Source organism: Hymenobacter swuensis DY53 (assembly GCF_000576555.1).
GTDB classification, from domain to species: Bacteria; Bacteroidota; Bacteroidia; order Cytophagales; family Hymenobacteraceae; genus Hymenobacter; species Hymenobacter swuensis.
Genome location: NZ_CP007144.1, coordinates 253,836 through 269,643, shown reverse-complemented (window position 1 = coordinate 269,643; position 15,808 = coordinate 253,836). Strand labels below are relative to the sequence as shown.

At 58.0% G+C, this 15,808-nt stretch carries 15 protein-coding genes; 3 read left to right on the top strand and 12 right to left on the bottom strand.

The annotated features are described in order from the left end of the window. Positions 1 to 86 precede the first annotated feature (86 nt). From HSW_RS01365 to HSW_RS01355, 4 genes are all read right to left on the bottom strand, one after another. A complete protein-coding gene (locus HSW_RS01365; RefSeq protein WP_044000467.1) occupies positions 87 to 335 on the bottom strand; it encodes a hypothetical protein in 249 nt (82 codons plus the stop codon). Positions 336 to 395: 60 nt separating this feature from the next. Beyond that, complete coding sequence (locus HSW_RS24000) at positions 396 to 554, bottom strand: hypothetical protein (protein WP_155832770.1); 159 nt, start codon at positions 552 to 554, stop codon at positions 396 to 398. Positions 555 to 675: 121 nt separating this feature from the next. Continuing rightward, a complete protein-coding gene (locus HSW_RS01360; protein WP_155832769.1) occupies positions 676 to 1,302 on the bottom strand; it encodes a hypothetical protein in 627 nt (208 codons plus the stop codon). 501 nt (positions 1,303 to 1,803) lie between these two features. After that, complete coding sequence (locus HSW_RS01355) at positions 1,804 to 2,304, bottom strand: SMI1/KNR4 family protein (protein WP_044000465.1); 501 nt, start codon at positions 2,302 to 2,304, stop codon at positions 1,804 to 1,806. A 202-nt stretch (positions 2,305 to 2,506) separates the two neighbouring features. Between HSW_RS01355 and HSW_RS01350 the strand changes: the two genes are divergently transcribed. Further along, the gene (locus HSW_RS01350) at positions 2,507 to 3,379 is read left to right on the top strand and encodes a DUF2971 domain-containing protein (RefSeq protein WP_044000464.1); all 873 of its coding nucleotides are present in this window, start codon (positions 2,507 to 2,509) and stop codon (positions 3,377 to 3,379) included. Between the two features lie 67 nt (positions 3,380 to 3,446). On the opposite strand, the gene HSW_RS01345 is transcribed toward HSW_RS01350, so the two are convergent. The 3 genes from HSW_RS01345 to HSW_RS01340 form a co-directional block, all read right to left on the bottom strand. Further along, positions 3,447 to 4,796: a hypothetical protein gene (locus tag HSW_RS01345; RefSeq protein ID WP_044000463.1), complete on the bottom strand. Its 1,350-nt coding sequence runs from the start codon at positions 4,794 to 4,796 to the stop codon at positions 3,447 to 3,449. A gap of 85 nt (positions 4,797 to 4,881) precedes the next feature. After that, positions 4,882 to 5,346 carry a hypothetical protein gene (locus HSW_RS23995; protein ID WP_155832768.1) on the bottom strand — a complete coding sequence of 155 codons (465 nt, stop codon included), beginning with the start codon at positions 5,344 to 5,346 and terminating at the stop codon, positions 4,882 to 4,884. Between the two features lie 80 nt (positions 5,347 to 5,426). Next, positions 5,427 to 7,943 (bottom strand): FG-GAP-like repeat-containing protein, encoded by a 2,517-nt coding sequence (locus HSW_RS01340; protein ID WP_081768209.1) that lies wholly within the window; start codon positions 7,941 to 7,943, stop codon positions 5,427 to 5,429. A 980-nt stretch (positions 7,944 to 8,923) separates the two neighbouring features. On the opposite strand from HSW_RS01340, the gene HSW_RS01330 reads away from it, so the two are divergent. Then, positions 8,924 to 9,544, top strand: a complete 621-nt coding sequence (locus HSW_RS01330; protein WP_044000460.1) for a hypothetical protein — start codon at positions 8,924 to 8,926, stop codon at positions 9,542 to 9,544. A gap of 37 nt (positions 9,545 to 9,581) precedes the next feature. Here HSW_RS01330 and HSW_RS01325 read toward each other — a convergent pair whose 3' ends face one another. The 3 genes from HSW_RS01325 to HSW_RS01315 all read right to left on the bottom strand — a co-directional run bounded on the left by HSW_RS01325 (position 9,582) and on the right by HSW_RS01315 (position 11,865). Continuing rightward, positions 9,582 to 9,935 (bottom strand): hypothetical protein, encoded by a 354-nt coding sequence (locus tag HSW_RS01325; protein WP_155832767.1) that lies wholly within the window; start codon positions 9,933 to 9,935, stop codon positions 9,582 to 9,584. A 210-nt stretch (positions 9,936 to 10,145) separates the two neighbouring features. Next, complete coding sequence (locus HSW_RS01320) at positions 10,146 to 10,871, bottom strand: hypothetical protein (RefSeq protein ID WP_155832766.1); 726 nt, start codon at positions 10,869 to 10,871, stop codon at positions 10,146 to 10,148. A gap of 565 nt (positions 10,872 to 11,436) precedes the next feature. After that, positions 11,437 to 11,865 (bottom strand): hypothetical protein, encoded by a 429-nt coding sequence (locus tag HSW_RS01315; protein WP_044000457.1) that lies wholly within the window; start codon positions 11,863 to 11,865, stop codon positions 11,437 to 11,439. 162 nt (positions 11,866 to 12,027) lie between these two features. Here HSW_RS01315 and HSW_RS01310 point away from each other — a divergent pair, with 162 nt between their 5' ends. After that, positions 12,028 to 12,549: a hypothetical protein gene (locus HSW_RS01310; protein WP_044000456.1), complete on the top strand. Its 522-nt coding sequence runs from the start codon at positions 12,028 to 12,030 to the stop codon at positions 12,547 to 12,549. Positions 12,550 to 12,653: 104 nt separating this feature from the next. Here the strand turns inward: HSW_RS01310 and HSW_RS01305 are convergent, their stop codons facing one another. After that, positions 12,654 to 13,838, bottom strand: coding sequence for an NAD(P)/FAD-dependent oxidoreductase (locus HSW_RS01305; protein WP_071883035.1), 1,185 nt, complete (start codon positions 13,836 to 13,838; stop codon positions 12,654 to 12,656). 50 nt (positions 13,839 to 13,888) lie between these two features. Then, entirely contained in the window at positions 13,889 to 15,655 is a 1,767-nt protein-coding gene (locus tag HSW_RS22350; protein ID WP_052345980.1) for a TauD/TfdA family dioxygenase, read from the bottom strand. Positions 15,656 to 15,808 lie beyond the last annotated feature (153 nt).

Genomic DNA, 15,808 nt, shown 5'->3' with positions numbered 1-15,808 from the left:
AGCTATTTGAGTTTTGCAAATTAAACCCAGCGTTTAGATGCGAAGCACCGTCTCGCTTAGATTATGGGTGGCAGTTGCTCATCTGCTTAAGGCTGTTGGGCGCGCTTTTCCATCCGCCGCAGGACTTTGCGCAATGGCTTGTCTGCCAAGGAGATTATAATCCAGCCAGTAAACGCCTTATTGACATACACGCCCTCTGGTTCGCGCTCGAGAACGGTAATGGCCTTCACCTTATCCGGCGTTAATTGGGCCAACACTACTTCCCGGACGGGGTCGCCTGCGCTGGTCACATCGACGGCAATGCCCTCCACGAGCAGCAGCGGCAGGCTGGTCACCTCGCCGTGGGGCGATGAAGCCGATTGCGGCGAGGAAAAATACCGGCTGCGGATTCGGCCCTACTGGTCGGCCGTTCTCTGCTCTTTCAAAGCAATTAACCAGCGGCGGTTCTGCGCGTGCGTCATAAAAAGACTGTCCGTTTCCATGCGCGCCTGCGCAGCAGCGGGAAGCCCTGCACAAGCGAAGACACAGGAGAGAATCCACAACTTTTTAGCCATAGCGTAATGGGGGAGGAAGGGAGCTCCAATCTAGGGCTAATAGGGCCTTTTGGAAGTTTACCAAAACGGTGCTGCTGGAAACGGTTCCGTCCCGAGGAAAGACGCATTCAACAAAAAGTTGTTAGCGCTTACTGAGGGTATGCCCGCTCTTTTGCCACACTCCAAAACGAGAAAATACCCACAGCCGGTCTTTCGTATCACATCGCAACTGCAGGTAGTCTTCCTTCGTCTGGATTGAGTCGCGTATGCGGCCATTACGTACCTGTACCAACATTTGATTTGCATCGCCCGAATTCCGGTTGCGTCCTGCTAAAAAGATGCTGCCTTGACACAAGCAGACGTCGCTGACTTCATTGATAGAGTCAACTTGGGCTACTGGCTTCCAGCCCTTTTTGGTTCGAAAAAACAACTGGCCTGTGTCGAGAAACTTGAATTGGGCGTCTGCAAAATAGGACACCCCCGCGACGGTATCTTGGACTGCATTTAGTTCTGCGATAGTCCGGATATAGGTCCATCGCTTGCCGAGGCGGTCCTGCATCTGGTAGAGTTTGCCGTGCCTATTCGTTAGCGCTTGAATAGGTTGGCCAGGTCGTGAATAAAAGCGATAGAGCAGAAACGTATCGGTGGGAAGCGACTGAGATTCGCTCCACGTTTCGCCAAAATCGGTGGAATACGATAAGCGCGAATACGGCTGTGAATGCGGTGGTTCTGCCCAAGTAAGCCCCCACAACACCTTGTGATGGTCCATCGTCACCGTATTGAGGATGGGGGCAAATGGCAGCCCCCACCGGAAGTATTTGAGGCGGGGTATTATATCCTGGTGGGGCCTTTGGATCCAATGTCTACCCGCGTCGGTCGTTAGGGCTATCCCCCCCTGGAGCTGCAGCACGGCAAGGAGGGAGTCGCCGTGGATAGGCACTAAGTCCGCATAAAGGGGCCCCGACCGTACGGCGGAAGTCGCGGGCGGTCGCCGAATGGTCGGGTAGCGGGGCGGCTCTTGGCCGCAGGAAGCCAGCCATGCGCCCAATAAGAGCATACCCCAGTGGCACACGGACGAACACAGGGGGGATCCCAAAGTAGTCATAACAAAATAACGGCTGTTCCACGCATCCATTGTCACTGACCGGCACGAAGCCCAATTGACATGCTTTCGCCAACCGTCTAATTCACAAAAGACCGGGCCAGTACGGTTGTTCAGTCAAAGGGTGGTGGCCTAAACGCGGCAATTCAGTTAAAGGAACGAAGTGATTTACTCGTCCGGCTCCTCATCACCCATATACAGTACAGCTGAATCTCGCTTGTAGAGGGCGAGAAACTCGGTAAAACTCTCCGCTATTGGCCGGTATTCGCCCCCGCAGAGCACGTACACGGGATGGGTCGAGGAAGCACCTGCATCCAGCCGAATGGCATAGGCAAAGAGGTGAATCATGTAATCGGCAAACACATAAAACTGCTTGTGCTCGGGCCAGGTGTGGAGCAAGTCGCTATACTTGGGCACCCCATGGTAGTCGTGAAACCGTTCGGCTACGGACGTCACTTCCGCTAGGCTATTAAAGCAAAAGAACGGCTCGTCGTACTTCCCGCCAGTGCCATTGACGAGGGTAAAGTAGCGGACCATATCAGCAGGCAACTGGACCTGGTGTGCTGCAGCAAAACGCATTAGCTCGGTTGCGGAAGCTGTTTGCCGGGCAATGGTCCCCGCTTGTTGCCAGCGCTGTTGGGCCCATAATAGGTTATCTGGCTCTGCCATGAGTGGGAGTCTTCTTGGTCTGGTGCGTTCACGCAAACGGTCAATTTCCTTAACGTGCTATTTGTTCTGTTTTCTGAGGGGACCCCAAGTCAATGAACTTTTCCTCCCGACAGCCCCACCCTGTCACACCGTCAGGTATCGGGTAATTACCGGGCTTTGGCCTAAATCTGGCTGAATAGTGCCCTCACCCTTATCATTTTCCATGAATCCATTCTCTCTAGATCAGCACATCAGAAACAACATCCGCCTGGACCACCTCAAATACGGATCGGGTACGACTCCAGCGGAGTTGAAGCTCGACCACATTTTCAATAATGTGATTGATGTCGACCTGGACACTCCCATTTACCGCCTGTTCGGCGCGAAACGCTTTTACCAGCTGCTAGACGAGAAACAGTTAGCCCTGGTGAACCCGTCCAGCTGGGAAGATCCGTTTGAAAATTTCTTGCTCAAGGCACGGTGGGAACTGGCCGACGGCACGCCCGTCAACATGGCCAGCATTCGTGACCGTTACTATGGTCAGTGCTGGACGCTGCGGCGGGAATGCGACGGCTTGTGGCAGAATTACCGGGGCGCCGCGACGGAGGAAAACAAAGCGCCCTATGCCTTCAAGGTGGCCACTACCGTTCGGCAGCTGATGAACGAGTTCTACGACATGAGCAACCCGTACCACCAGCTTAGCTATTTCTTGGGTAAAGTCCGGTACCGGACGGACGAAGAAATCCTGAACTTCTTTGCCAACGACGAACGGTTGAATACGCGGGAGCAGATGGCCAACCTGCGTTACACCCGGACGCTGCTGATTAAGCGGGAGGCATTCAGCTACGAAGAAGAGGTACGCCTGATTTACAGCGACTCGAACTCTGCTGAGCCTGGCCAGCCCGGCCCGCCGCCCGTACACCTGGTGCCGGTGGACCTTAACCGGCTGTTCAACTACATCGAGCTGGACCCAAAAATGCCCTTAGCTGAAGCAACCCAGGCCGCCCAACGCATTGCGCAGGCCGGCTACAATGGGCAGGTTACCCAATCCTCGCTGTATAACAACCCAAATTTCATAGTTCGCCTGAGCATGTAGAGTCAAAAAGCCCTGGAGTGATCCAGGGCTTTTTCGTACCTGCCGGCCAGCAGCTTGCCGGACCCAACTAGCCAAGAGAGCTAACCTGCTCGGCTAGTTGCTTGAGAATCTCGAAAGCCGCATGGCCTCCTACGCTGCCAAGGCCTTCCGCCGCCAGCTCCTGCAGCGATTTGACTGACCGCTCCAGAATACTTTTCCTGGGTTCGGGGCGCTGCAACTGGGCCTCGACCATCTGCAACTGATCGTCAATATCTTCGCGCTGCCGGGCGAAAGACTCTCCCGCCAGCACCTGCTTCAACTGCTCGACCAGCTCTTTCATCTGTTGTACGTCGCCCGCCCCCCCGGATTGAGTAATGGTATTTCCGCGGGCGACGTTTAGCAGCGCCCCCTGGCCGGTGTTCGTCGTTTGCATGGCGTTTGCCCCAGTAGCTACTGTATTGGTACTGCCACCGCTAAAATTGAAGATGTGGTTTGTCTGGAATGGAAAAGCCACTTCCACTTTACCCAGCTTTTTTACTTCCTGCTGCACGAAGTGAATCGTTTCCTGCATGCCCAGCTCAATTGGACACGGCTCACTCTTACCCCTGAATTCGCATCCGGGCTTATGCTTCGCAAGTGCCGTATCAAGCAGATTTAGCACTTCCTCCAGATAGATCTTTTTATCGCTCTTATCATAAAACTGCTCCGTGCCAGCAATTAAGACGGTTCGTGTTTTAACCAGGCCGTCCGGTGAATTAAACGCAAAACGTTGAGCCTGCGCCCTGCTGAAAGCAACCTGCGCCTGCCGGCGAACAATGTCCTCAGATGTCATGGTAGAAGTAGTTAGTTGTGGTGGTAGTATGCTGTCGGCGGCGGCTTTCTCGCCAGCTCGGGTAAGATGCACCCCGAAATAGTGCGTGCGCCGGCCGTCTGGCCAGTCGTTGGGCGTGTCGAATGGCTTTTGGAAATCCAGTAGGCCGCGCCGTATGCATTCCTCTAGGATGAGGTGTAATTCCGCGCCGTTCTGGGCAAATGCCAGGGGAAAATCCTGATGAATATCAATGTCGCGGGTTTTATAGGCCGGTATATCCACTTCCAGAAGCACCCGTAGCAAATGGTCCCGTTTTTCGTCCAGTGTTTCTGAGGTGCCCTGCGCGTCGTGGAAGAGCTTGCTGGTGATGTGCACCGGCTCTTGTCCTTTCTCCGAGGCCTGCCGGCACAGCCCGGCCAGCTTGGCACTGGGGGAGAGGGTGCCGGCCGCGGCGCTGTGGTAAAGCCCAACTAAAAAGTTGAACTCAAAAACCGCGCGGCCGATAGGGACGAATTGAAATAGAACCAGACTATTATTGCCTTCGTAGGGTGAAAAGCTGGCGCGACCTTTTGAGGGAAGCCCGGTCAAAGGGCAAACCGTAAACTCGTTGAATAAAGAATCAGGCATAATACTCTAATTCTGGGTGTTGTTGAACTGACAGGAAAAAATCCCGACTCATCTATCTCCTGGTTTTGAGCAACCCAACAACGCTCTAGGAAGTGCGGTTTGCGTAGCGTGGGCCGGGGTAAACATCAGGCCCAGGCGGGACAGGAGTAGCTATTTGCACACGGCACGTTATGGAATATCTACCGGCTAGTTTCAGGGCGCTTATCCGGTGGTTACCCTCGCCGCTGATGTAATACTCATCGGTGCCTGCTACTTGAATTAAATCCAGTGTTGAAGTATCAGCATTCAGAAAACCCGGCCAATTATCGGAGCGGAAATTATAATACTTCTTGGTCTTCAACATATCGAGCCAGCGTACACTGTTACCGTAGAGGGAATGGGTAGTACCTACTATCAATGCTAAAGGTATCGTTCGAATGGCGTCGTGCTTGTGCACATAACCATTGACATCCAACAGTTTGATCGTGGCTAATGCCCACTTCGGAATAGCTTGGCCAGGGAACAGCCGAGCGTATTCTTCTTCTGCGGTTGGAATTGAGGGCTCTTCCATTGTTGGCCTCGGTTACTTAATTAGATGATAGGTGGGCGTTGTTAAACAAATAGGGGAAAACCGCCAACCTAAGGCAAGGGCTAGTGCTTCGCCAAGGCTTTACGTACCGCGGCTGCCGTGGGTAGTTCGTCGAGATAGGGACGGGATGTCGTATCGCGCACATACCGCGGGCGGCCGGCACGATCGGTGCCAGCTAGGCGGAACACGTCCGTAGCGTAGTGGGAAAAGTGGCCGTAGGAACTCTGGCCGTGCTTGTCGGTCCAGCCTACGTCCTTAAGGCTGCACTCCTTCAACGCCAGCAGTTCCAGACGCCCGTCGTGGTCTACGTCCGTAAAGAAGAGGGACTCGAGGTTAGTCAGGTCGCCCATGTCTTCCAGCGGCAGGATGCGCAGCGCGTACGTGTTGGGGCGGTAGGGGTCGAGCACCAGCAGGTCCGTCCCGTACTCGTTCTCGCCCTGGCTGCGGACGGCCAGGAACAGCTGCTTGCCGAAGGCAGTGGGCCGCCACACATAGCTTATCACGCGGCCAGAATAGGACAGCGACAGCGGCAGGATGCGGCGCAGGAACCGTGTATCGGTTTCACCGGGGAGCCGCCGGGCCTCCCCCTGCTGCCGGGTACGGGCTTCCAGACGCGCGGCCTCGGACTGTCGTAAGGGGGCGTTTCGGCCAGTCGGCTCCACCACGAGCCGAAGGGCGACGCGCACGGGCTTGCCCTGACGCCGGCCTGGAAGCAAGCGGGGGATGGAACCGAAGCCACCGGTCAGGGCCGCATCGATGTCCGGACTGATGCTTTCCAACACGCGGTAGCCGTGCACGTCCCCCGTCTTCTCAACTACCAGTCCGATCACCAGTCGGGCGTGCGGGGGCACCGGCTCGTTGTCGGGCAGAATCAGGTGGGCAAGCGCCTCGCGCCGTAAGCGCGGCAATAACGCCTCCCCGTTTGCAAAAGCAGGCAGCTGCTCTACATCGGTGTAGATGGGTTCCTCTCCGGGCAGTGGCGTGGGGGGAAACGTGAGGGGCGGGCCTTCGCCCGACAGGCCCGGAACTAGCTGCAACGCGACGCGAACCGGGCGGCCGTGCAGCCGGCCCGGCACCAGCCGCAGCTGGCGGAGTGCGTCAAGCATGGCCGAGTCGATACCGGGACTGATGCGCCCACCAAGTTCGGGGTGCTCCACCGCGCCGGTTGGTCCAACGACCAACCGCACATAGTAGGGGGGACGGGACGAGCTGAAGGAATGGCCGGGCGGCACGACCAGGCGCCGTTGCATGGCGGCGGCCACGACTGCTTCCACCGCCATGCCTCCCGGACCGGTGGGCATTTGGTCCACCTCCTCGTAATAGTCCGCGCTGGTGGGCAGGCGCAGGTTGCTGAGTGAAGCCCGCGCCGGCTGGCCACTACCAGGCTCGCGAACAGACAACGGTGACAATACATCGAGCCGGCCGTCGTGGTTGAGATCAGCCAGGTGTAGTTCCTCCAGCGCGGCGGGCGGGGTCGCGATATGATACGCCGGCTCGAAGTGCGCCCGACCGTCATTGAGGCGCACCCATACGTCATCGCCAAAGTTGAACGCCAGGTCCACGTCACCATCCCGGTCCACGTCCCCCAGCGCCACCCAGCATGGGATGGCCCGGGGCTCGGGCTGTCCCACCTGTTGCGAAAGGCTGTCTGCGCCGAACTGGCCGGTGCCGTCGTTCAGGTACACCCCCAGCTTGCCGTCGCCGAGGTCCAGGACCAGGTCGGGCCGGGTATCCCCGTTGAGGTCCCCGATGGCCAGACTGTAGCCGGTAGCGGGCAGGTCCTGCTCGTGGCCAAAATGACCCCGCCCGTCATTGAACAATACGCGGCCCTGGTTCTGCACGGATACAAGGTCCAGGTCGTGGTCCCCATCCACATCCGCCAGCGCAATGCGTTCGATCATATCGCTGGGTTCAAATGACTTCCTATCCGGCCGCATGTCTTGGGACTGCCAGTGAAAATGCCCCCTCCCATCGTTGAGCCCCACCTGTAACCGGGTTCCGTCGGGGATGAGGATATCCGGATCACCGTCGCCATCCACGTCCCCGGTAGTCATATCGGTGGTACCCCACCATGGCATCGGGATGAACTCCACCACTCGCCTGCCCCGGCCGTCGTGCCGCCACAGCACCAGGCTATCGTCGTGGCGGCTGGCGGCCAGCAGGTCGGTATCGCCGTCCCCATCGGCATCGAAGGACGCCAGCAGAGTGGCCTCCAACGCCCGCAGCACGGCCCCGTGGCGCAGGCCGCCGAGCCCGTCACCCAGCCAAAGCGTAACCGCCCCCTGTGGGTCAGTGTACACGCTCCCCGGACCCGCATTTGGGTCACCGTTGGTCAGAGCCAGGTCCTGATGGCCGTCTCCGTTAAAATCCCCCATTGCTACGATGTGTTCCTCCGATCCCAGCGGCGAACTCACCCTGCCTGCCGCCCATTGCGGGTGGGCAACCGTCTGCTTGCCCACCCGCAATGGGGCAGGATGGGAGAAGCGGGGCCAAGTGAAAAGCGCGGCCAGCAGGCACAGCAACCCAAGGCCGCTGAGTAGCCACCAACCGTAGCGATGAATGAGTGACACGGAAAGCATAGGAATGGATAGCGAATAGATAAAGAACGCTACGAAATGGAATCAGCGAAAAGATAACGGAAGGAAATGATCGACTGCAGCGCAGCGAGCCCCACGGCCAGCGCCTGGCGGCAGCTGGGACAGGTGGTTCACCCAGTATCCCCAGAGGGCATTCGTAGATGTCCAGCCAGACCGGTAGCATGTAAAAGTGCTACAGAACCAGGCGTATGCCCATGGTTTGTCGCCCGTCGCCGGCAAGTCAGGGATAATGCCCGGAGCGGGGCACCGTATCCCCTGGGACGTGTACCCCCCGGTACCACAAGTTGCCGGCACTGTAGACAAATTCGGGATCAGCGAGAAAACGTACTGCTCCCCGACGTCCTAATGCGAAGAAGAAGTATTGGCCCGGATAGGGTACCCAGGGGTCAGTATAAATAAAATGCCGGTCTTGCCAATAATTGGACGTGCCCGGTACCCGCCGGAAGGTAGGAATGTCAATGCCCTGGTTCAAGCTAACTCCGCTGTCCCCGGTAACCCCGTTAAAGTAGACGAAGTCCTCATAATTATAGGGCGGGTCTTGACTGATGTCTTCGTGCACGTACCGATACGGCAAGCGGATATATACCCGGCCGGCCGGATCGCGAAAAAGCGTGCTGTCAACGCCTCCCACGGGCGTTAACGAGTGCTCAAATCGGGTATACTCCGACTCGCAGGAAGCACACAGGCCCAGCGTGATTGGCATACATAGCAGGTAAAAGCAAGATTTCATACGCAGAGCGTAGACGGCCGGCAGCATCGTGCAGCTCAGGATGGTGTAGTACAGCTGCCGGAAGCCAAGTTCGGCCTTTTAGGTCGGATTCCCGGTATGATTTTGTATCTATACCCTGCTGCCAGACCGCGCAGGAGTTGACTCCTGAACCGCACCGTTTCTGCTCCCGGCCGGTCGGCGGGCTGGTAGCAGATGAGATGCTTTCCGGCTGCAACTTCTCTACCGGATTGCTATGAAGAAATACGCTATTGCTCTGCTAGGTTGTGCGTATGGCCGCTGCACTTCGGCGCAGCCGCCCATCATCGCCGCCGCTGATACCGGGACCTACGAGGGTCTGTTGGCCGTGCCTGCCTCCCGGGTGATCATACAGATGCCGACTGGAGAGGAAGGCCTGGGCTATGCCCTTCCGGTAACAAATCTGGCTGAGATCTATTTGGTGCCTTACGGAGCAGGCCGGCCGTTTCACTACGGGCGCGCGATCCGACAAGGGGTGTTTGTGACCAGCCTCTACAGCCTGCCCCATCTACTGGAACCACCCAGAGCTGATAGTCTACGCGCGGCCTATGTGCACTATCCCACCCCGGGGTCCGCGAATTACCTGCCGATACTCCCCGGATCCGGAACCGTGTCGGTACGGGTAGGCCGGTTCTGGAAAAAGCGCGCCTTAGACGGCTTGTTTCATCTCTATCGCATCAGGGCCCGCTACGTGGCCCTGGGCCACGTTCCGGTGGTCTACCCGCACTTGGCCTACCGGGCTCGGCCTAACAAGCCGCTGATGCCCTGGAGCACCCAGCGTGCGCCCCTGTATTATATCACGGATATTATCCGCATCGAGCGCGTTTCGCGGCCTTGAGTACCTACGGGTCCGTAGCCGGCCGCCAAGGAGCTTGTCAAAGCAGATGCGCGGGCATGCGCACGGCGGTGAGGGTGCCCTGTTGAAAGGGGTGGAGACGTTTTACCCATCGAGGATTCTGCAGGGACAGATAGCAGCTGCTGTCCTCTTCAAACTCCGGTGCAAACAGCAGATCACCAACGACGCGGCCCCCATCTACTACCTCGAACTGCAGGTTGCTGTCGGTGCCAGTACACGGGCGAAGCTCCAGGGTGACGACCGTATCGCCCACCAGCAGGTGCAGGTCAGCTGTGCTCACCGAAACGCAGAGAGCGGAACGGGTGTACTGATCCTGAAAGACGTGCGGGTGCTGCTGCCAAAAGCTCATGCGCCCTTCCCGGGAAGGATCCATACCGGCAGCTGCCGTCGCCGCTTGGCCAGGAGCTTGCCCGGAGTCAGCGGAGGCCATGTGTTCCGGTTGGCAACTGCTCAGGACCCATAGCATTGGCCCCATCACGCAAAAGGATTTGACGGTCATACTGGGTTTGGGTAGAGTTGAAATAGTGCCTGAAAACGCCTGAACGGGCAAGTGATGCGGAGGAGTTATGTACGCTGCAGTGCGTTATCTGGTATTGCCGGTCGGTGGCGGATACAGCTCTGCGCGTACTGCAGAGGGCATGGGGGTTAGCTGGTACAGGTAGCCTACGCGGTAGCAAGGACGATAGAATATATCGGCGAAAATTCCAGTAGGGTTGAGCGGGTAGCTGCCATCCTGCCCCTTTATCAGCGGCCATTCTGCCGGAAAGCAATAGCCCGCAAAAGGATTGTGCCTGTTCAACGCGGCAACATGTTGTTGGTAGTAGCCCACCACCGATACCGGGTAAGTACCTTCGGTGGGCAGTTCCGGCATCCCGCCTCGGCCCCGAGTACCGGCAGGGGCTAAGCGATAGAAGCCCGGGCGAAACGGGATGGAGTCAATCAGCGCAGAGGAACGTTCTGCGTAACCAACGTTGAAATAGGGGGTAACCAGCACATGCATGGTGTCGCGGCCCGCCACGCAGTAGACCCATACTTGACGGGTATAGAATGCGCTAGAAGGAACTAAGTAAAACGCGCCGAAGCGTAAGGCTCCCTGAAGCCGTTTGTCGTCCATTTTTCGACTAGCAATGGGGTCAAGGCATTCTACTACCCGCCCCTGTTGCACAAAGCGCAATACGGTGTAGCCAACTCCAGATACAGTTTGGGAAGGTTCTCCAATTTGCCCTTTCGGGCAGGACTGGAGAGCCAATTGCTGCGAACATGCAGACAGAGTACACAGCCAAGTAAGTGGGAGCAGCAGGGATTTCATGGTAGCGATTCTATTCCGACTGTCATACTGCTTTGAACACTCTGTACCAATGTGCGCAGATTGGTGTACCTAGCGCACTGTCTGTTCTTACCAGACCACCCCAATAACGCCGAACGCCGACATTCTGCCCTCGGCTATCACTCGCCCAACCACTTCGAAACCCATCTCCAAACCATGTCCCAATTGTGTCCGCCTTAGCTAGACCACCTCATATTAGCTTGCTTACCAACCGGAGGCTATTTGAGTCATCTGCTACACGGGAGCGAGAGCCTGACAGCTTGCTTGGCAAAGGCGGGTGTGGTGTTAGCCTTAGTTCTGCTGACTTGGATGTGAATATTGTTGATAAAGCAACTATGGCGGCAAGGTTGGCTAAGCGCAGTCGCGTTACTCTTTTTATTGGTGGCGGATGGGCTGGCTCTTTGTGGGAGCCTATGGCTGCTGTTAATGCTCGGCATGGCAGCCGGCCCCAACTAGTAGTACACTCCTTTTGCTATAAGCACCCTTTTAGTGAACTGCAACTTGATACGACGGGGCAAGTGGTTGTAGGCTCAGACCTACTGGATCATTACCGCTGTGACTGTTCCAGCATTCGTAAAACGCCTTTACCAAGGGTAATGGCATCCTCTTCGGAAACCACCAGTGGCTGACCTATGTATTCAGACGACCCAATACCATTGGTTTTCGTCGCCCATATCTCGAACTGGCCATTGGAATACTCTACCGAGCAGACATTACAATCCTTAAAGAAGGTGCGCGCCGAACGCGCGCCTAGATGCTGGAGCCATTGCTGCTTTGATAGCTTCCAATCGGTAGGATGAGGCAGACCGGTTCGTTCGTGCCGCCTCAGTTGCAACAATGTATTGCCCAATTCGGCTGCCTCCACGGAAGGAGCAAACTGCTGCACTGGTATCCCAAGATCCACTATTGACATACCTTGTGTCGAGAGGCCATAGACTTCGAGTAACAAGCGCTCTGGCTTTTGGTAGATGATCATAATATTGAGGCGGCTTATGCGACTGTGAGCACTATAAACCCGGTAGTTAATGCCAAGTGCTTGCTTGTCATCGGTTCTTGTTCGGGAATGACAGTAGCTGGTTGCTACCTTGTCACTGAACAGCCGTAAGCGGTAAATAGCTCTCGACCATAACCCCTTGCTATGTACTACGATATATATGGCCTCTCAGCAGGGCGTGACGCGGACACTGTAGAACGCTTTCTAGCCCATTTTTGCGACCGCACCTGCATCGAGCCATTGGTAAATAAATCGCTGTACGTCTGGCAGAATGATACATACCACACACCGGAGGTGTTTCGGCCGCTGCACTCCATCGCTGAACTGAATGCGTACGCCATAGCACATCCGAATCACGCCTTCAACTTCTACAACCATAAAGGGTTGCGAGACGACGTGTTCAGTACCATCATCCAATTCACCAATGACGGGAAGGTCGTGTTCGGCATCTCCGTTTGGTACAATACGGAAGAGGGAAGCGACACGTATGAGGACGCGTACCTGGTGGAAGCAGAAATCAGACAGGTGACCGGAGCGTACAAAAGCTACATCGCAGTGGAATACCCACCTGCGAAGAATGAAGAAGAGTTTGACGAAGATGTGGCCATGTGGAAAGATATACACGATCGGTTCGAAAGAGACAACCCAGACTTGGTTATCCGTTGATGCCCACAGCAAAATTCCCAACACGCTCTAATTCAAGGGTGGGGTTATACACAGCACTTCCACGCGGCTAGACTTCTGTAGTAAACTTCTCCTCACACGATGGATTAGTAGCTTTTTCCGTGGGTGAGCTTCAGCACCTGATCGGTAAGTCCAGGCAGGCCTTTGAGGGCCTGAATTGCCAGCGTTGTCAGGGCCGGGCGGCCGAAAAACTGGTGAATAAGGCGGCCAGCTCTGATGCGCAGGCTCAGCAGATTGCGCCAGGCCTGCGTGTATTGCTGCTCCAACTCGGCGCGGGACAGGCGGCCCTCCAGAAACTCGAGCAGTAGGCTGTGCAGTAGAAAGCTGGCGTTCATGCCCATGCTCATGCCATTGCCGGCCAACGGGGCAATAGTGCCGGCGGCGTCGCCCAGCATGAGCACGTGGGCATCCACGGTGGAGCGCTCCCGAAACGTGATTTGGGAAATGACGATGGGCGCCTGCCCGGCCCGTTGGGCCTGCTCCAGGTAGGGGCGCAACAAGGGGTTTTGCATCAGCACCTGGCGCTCCATCTCCGCCACGCTGTTGCCGTGGGCGCGCAGGTTACGCACGTCGCTGATGTAGCTGCAGTTGGTCAACCCCCCGGGTACCGGCGAGAGCCCGCAGTAGCCGTCGCGAAAATTATGCATCTCCACCAAATCCTGCGGAAAGCCACCGGCCAGCTGCAAGTGATACTTCACGGCCACAAACTGGCGCCCCTGCTGGCTGGATGCAAGAAACGGGCGGCGCAGCTTGCCGTCGAGGTTGGCGTGCTTGCCCCAGGCCCCGCAGGCCGTGCGGGCTCGAACGGTTGCTCCTGCGGCCGTGGTGAGGGTGAACACATCATCCGCGAAGACGACATCCGTCACCTTGGTGCCCTCCTGAATGCTGGCCCCGTGCGCCGCGGCCAGCCGGGCCAGCAGCAAATCCAGCTCGTAGCGCGTGATGCCGATGCCGCCGATATCCAGGGGGTGATGCAGGGCCACCCCGGTGGGGGAGGAGACGGTGAAGCGCGTCATTCTCGGCAGGTTCATCTCGCGCAGCGGCACCCCGATGCGGCACAGAAAGTCGTAGTTCTCCAGCGAGATGTACTCGCCGCAGACGCGGTGAAACGGGTACGTTTCCTTTTCAAACAGCACGACCCGCCGCCCGGCCTGGGCCAGCTGCACGGCCAGCGTCAACCCGGAAACCCCGCCCCCGATAATGGCGCAGTCGTAGATTGCCTCCACCGGATCGGATCCGATGGAGGGGGAAGCAGGATTCAGGTCAGGCATGCCGAGCGGTGGTCGATATAGGTGGGAGAGATGATGGCCGGCCAACAGAATCAGGCCTGCTGGGTCCGGGGCCGTCGTACACGGGCAGCGAAAAGCACCCCGGCGGCCAGCAGGCTGGTGTAGGCCGTGGCCTTCAGCCACTGGGGCACTCGCATGCCGTTTTCCTTGAGCACGGCGGTGGCGGCCACCTCGTCTTTGCCCGCTATTTTCTGGTTGATCGTCTCGTAGTCCTGGGCCACGTAGGCCACGGCCCCGGCCAGCGGCAACAGGGCCAGATAGGCGGCTTTCGGCAGCTTTTCGGCTCGGAACAGATACGCGAAGCTGCCTAGCGCCAGCAACCCGGCCCCGCCGGTCAGGGCCTGTGCGACCCGCATGCTGCGGTGCAGCCCCAGCGCCACGATGGCCGTGTTGAGGCCCGCGGCATGGTCTTCGGTGTAGTCCTCGGCGTTGTTGAGCATCAGTACGCCCACCTGCAGCAGCCCGTAAGCCCCCGCCAGGGTGAGTACCGCCGGCCGGGGAAAGTGCGTGACCAGGCTGCCGGTGTAGGCCATGGGCCCGAAAAAGATAACGGCCCACTGCGCGGCCAGCTGCCAAAGCCCGCGCGACTTAAAGTGCAGCGGCCGCCAGGAGTACTGGAAGCCCAGCGCCCAGCCGATTACGGTCAGCGGCACAAACTGCCAGCGCCCGGTATGGCGCGTCAGCCACAGGCTGATGAGCACGGTGCCCGCCACCGAAGCCCGCATCTGCCAGCGCACCCCGGCCGGCCCCAGCTCGAAGATGGCGTTGGACAAGTGGCTTTTGTAGACGGCATCCACGCGGCGGTCGGCGTAGGCGTTCACCATATCGCCGAAGTTGAAGAGCAGGTAGATGCCCGCCAGCCCCGCGTACAGCTCCGGCTTTTTCAGGAAACGCAAATTCTCGGCGCTGAGGAAGATGGGAATGAGAAAAATGGGAATTTCGGCAATCAGAAACTCGGTGCGGCGCAGGGTTTTGCTGTTTTTCAGAAACTGCGCCACGCCCCGGTGCGCCGGCCGGGCCAGCAGGTTGATGCGCTGAATGTGGCGCTCATTGGGGTTCAGAAACGCGTCGCGGCCGTGCAGCAGCACGTGGTTGTCAGCCAGCACGATGTCGTTGTCCTGCCAGGTGTGAATGTAGAACACTTCCGGGGCGTACAGGGCAGTTTGCAGCTCGGCAATCAGCGCCACCTGCTGCTCTGCCGTGGCATCGAGCACTTCTACCGTAACCGGGTTGAGGTCGTGCACGGGCTCGGCAAAGCGGATGGTCGGCTCGCCCGTGACCGGGTGGGCCTGCAGCAGCTGCTGGGTGAGCGTGCCGCCATAGTGCACGATTTTCTCGGTCCGGTAGCGGAGCGTGGCCTGGGCCCACCGGGCCCGCTGCGCGGCCGTGGCTCGGGCCAGTGCCCGGCCGGTATCGGCAAAGGTGGTGCCGCCCCGGTCCTCAGCGCGGGGCGCTTTCAGGCACTGGAAGAAGATCAGGTACGGGATGCGGCCCACAAAGGCCCCGTCCCAGTGCAGGGGTACGGCGCTGGGCGTGTAGAGGTAGTTCTTGGCGTCGGCCTTTACCTTCAACTCATTGATGGCCCCGAACGGCCACTGCAGCGGCTCGCCCAACTGCTGCGCGTAAAGGGCAAACTGGGTTTTATCGAACAGCGCAAACCCGCGAAAAATCAGCAGGCGGTGCTCCTGCACCCACGCCCGGATCTGGTCGGCGGATATACCCGCAATGGTTTGGCCGGGCGAATCGGCCTGGACGAGCAGGCCAAAGGGCGTTTGGGGTTCAAGGAAGTAAGTAGGCATAACAGGACGTAGAATAGCGCGAAAACGTGCTCCGCAGGTACAAAAGAGGAGTGAGATATGATAGGGTGCTACTGATCTTAATGCTGCATTAGCTTCTGCGGGTTATTGGGGGGGGTAGTAGCTCGATGGTCGTCGTATGGTTGCAATGAAAGC

Excerpts from the sequence above, each read along its gene's own strand:
- HSW_RS24000 (WP_155832770.1), bottom strand. The coding sequence starts at position 554 with ATGGCTAAAAAGTTGTGGATTCTCTCCTGTGTCTTCGCTTGTGCAGGG.
- HSW_RS01360 (WP_155832769.1), bottom strand. The coding sequence starts at position 1,302 with ATGGACCATCACAAGGTGTTGTGGGGGCTTACTTGGGCAGAACCACCG.
- HSW_RS01355 (WP_044000465.1), bottom strand. The coding sequence starts at position 2,304 with ATGGCAGAGCCAGATAACCTATTATGGGCCCAACAGCGCTGGCAACAA.
- HSW_RS01350 (WP_044000464.1), top strand. The coding sequence starts at position 2,507 with ATGAATCCATTCTCTCTAGATCAGCACATCAGAAACAACATCCGCCTG.
- HSW_RS01345 (WP_044000463.1), bottom strand. The coding sequence starts at position 4,796 with ATGCCTGATTCTTTATTCAACGAGTTTACGGTTTGCCCTTTGACCGGG.
- HSW_RS23995 (WP_155832768.1), bottom strand. The coding sequence starts at position 5,346 with ATGGAAGAGCCCTCAATTCCAACCGCAGAAGAAGAATACGCTCGGCTG.
- HSW_RS01340 (WP_081768209.1), bottom strand. The coding sequence starts at position 7,943 with ATGCTTTCCGTGTCACTCATTCATCGCTACGGTTGGTGGCTACTCAGC.
- HSW_RS01330 (WP_044000460.1), top strand. The coding sequence starts at position 8,924 with ATGAAGAAATACGCTATTGCTCTGCTAGGTTGTGCGTATGGCCGCTGC.
- HSW_RS01325 (WP_155832767.1), bottom strand. The coding sequence starts at position 9,935 with ATGGATCCTTCCCGGGAAGGGCGCATGAGCTTTTGGCAGCAGCACCCG.
- HSW_RS01320 (WP_155832766.1), bottom strand. The coding sequence starts at position 10,871 with ATGAAATCCCTGCTGCTCCCACTTACTTGGCTGTGTACTCTGTCTGCA.
- HSW_RS01315 (WP_044000457.1), bottom strand. The coding sequence starts at position 11,865 with ATGATCATCTACCAAAAGCCAGAGCGCTTGTTACTCGAAGTCTATGGC.
- HSW_RS01310 (WP_044000456.1), top strand. The coding sequence starts at position 12,028 with ATGTACTACGATATATATGGCCTCTCAGCAGGGCGTGACGCGGACACT.
- HSW_RS01305 (WP_071883035.1), bottom strand. The coding sequence starts at position 13,838 with ATGCCTGACCTGAATCCTGCTTCCCCCTCCATCGGATCCGATCCGGTG.
- HSW_RS22350 (WP_052345980.1), bottom strand. The coding sequence starts at position 15,655 with ATGCCTACTTACTTCCTTGAACCCCAAACGCCCTTTGGCCTGCTCGTC.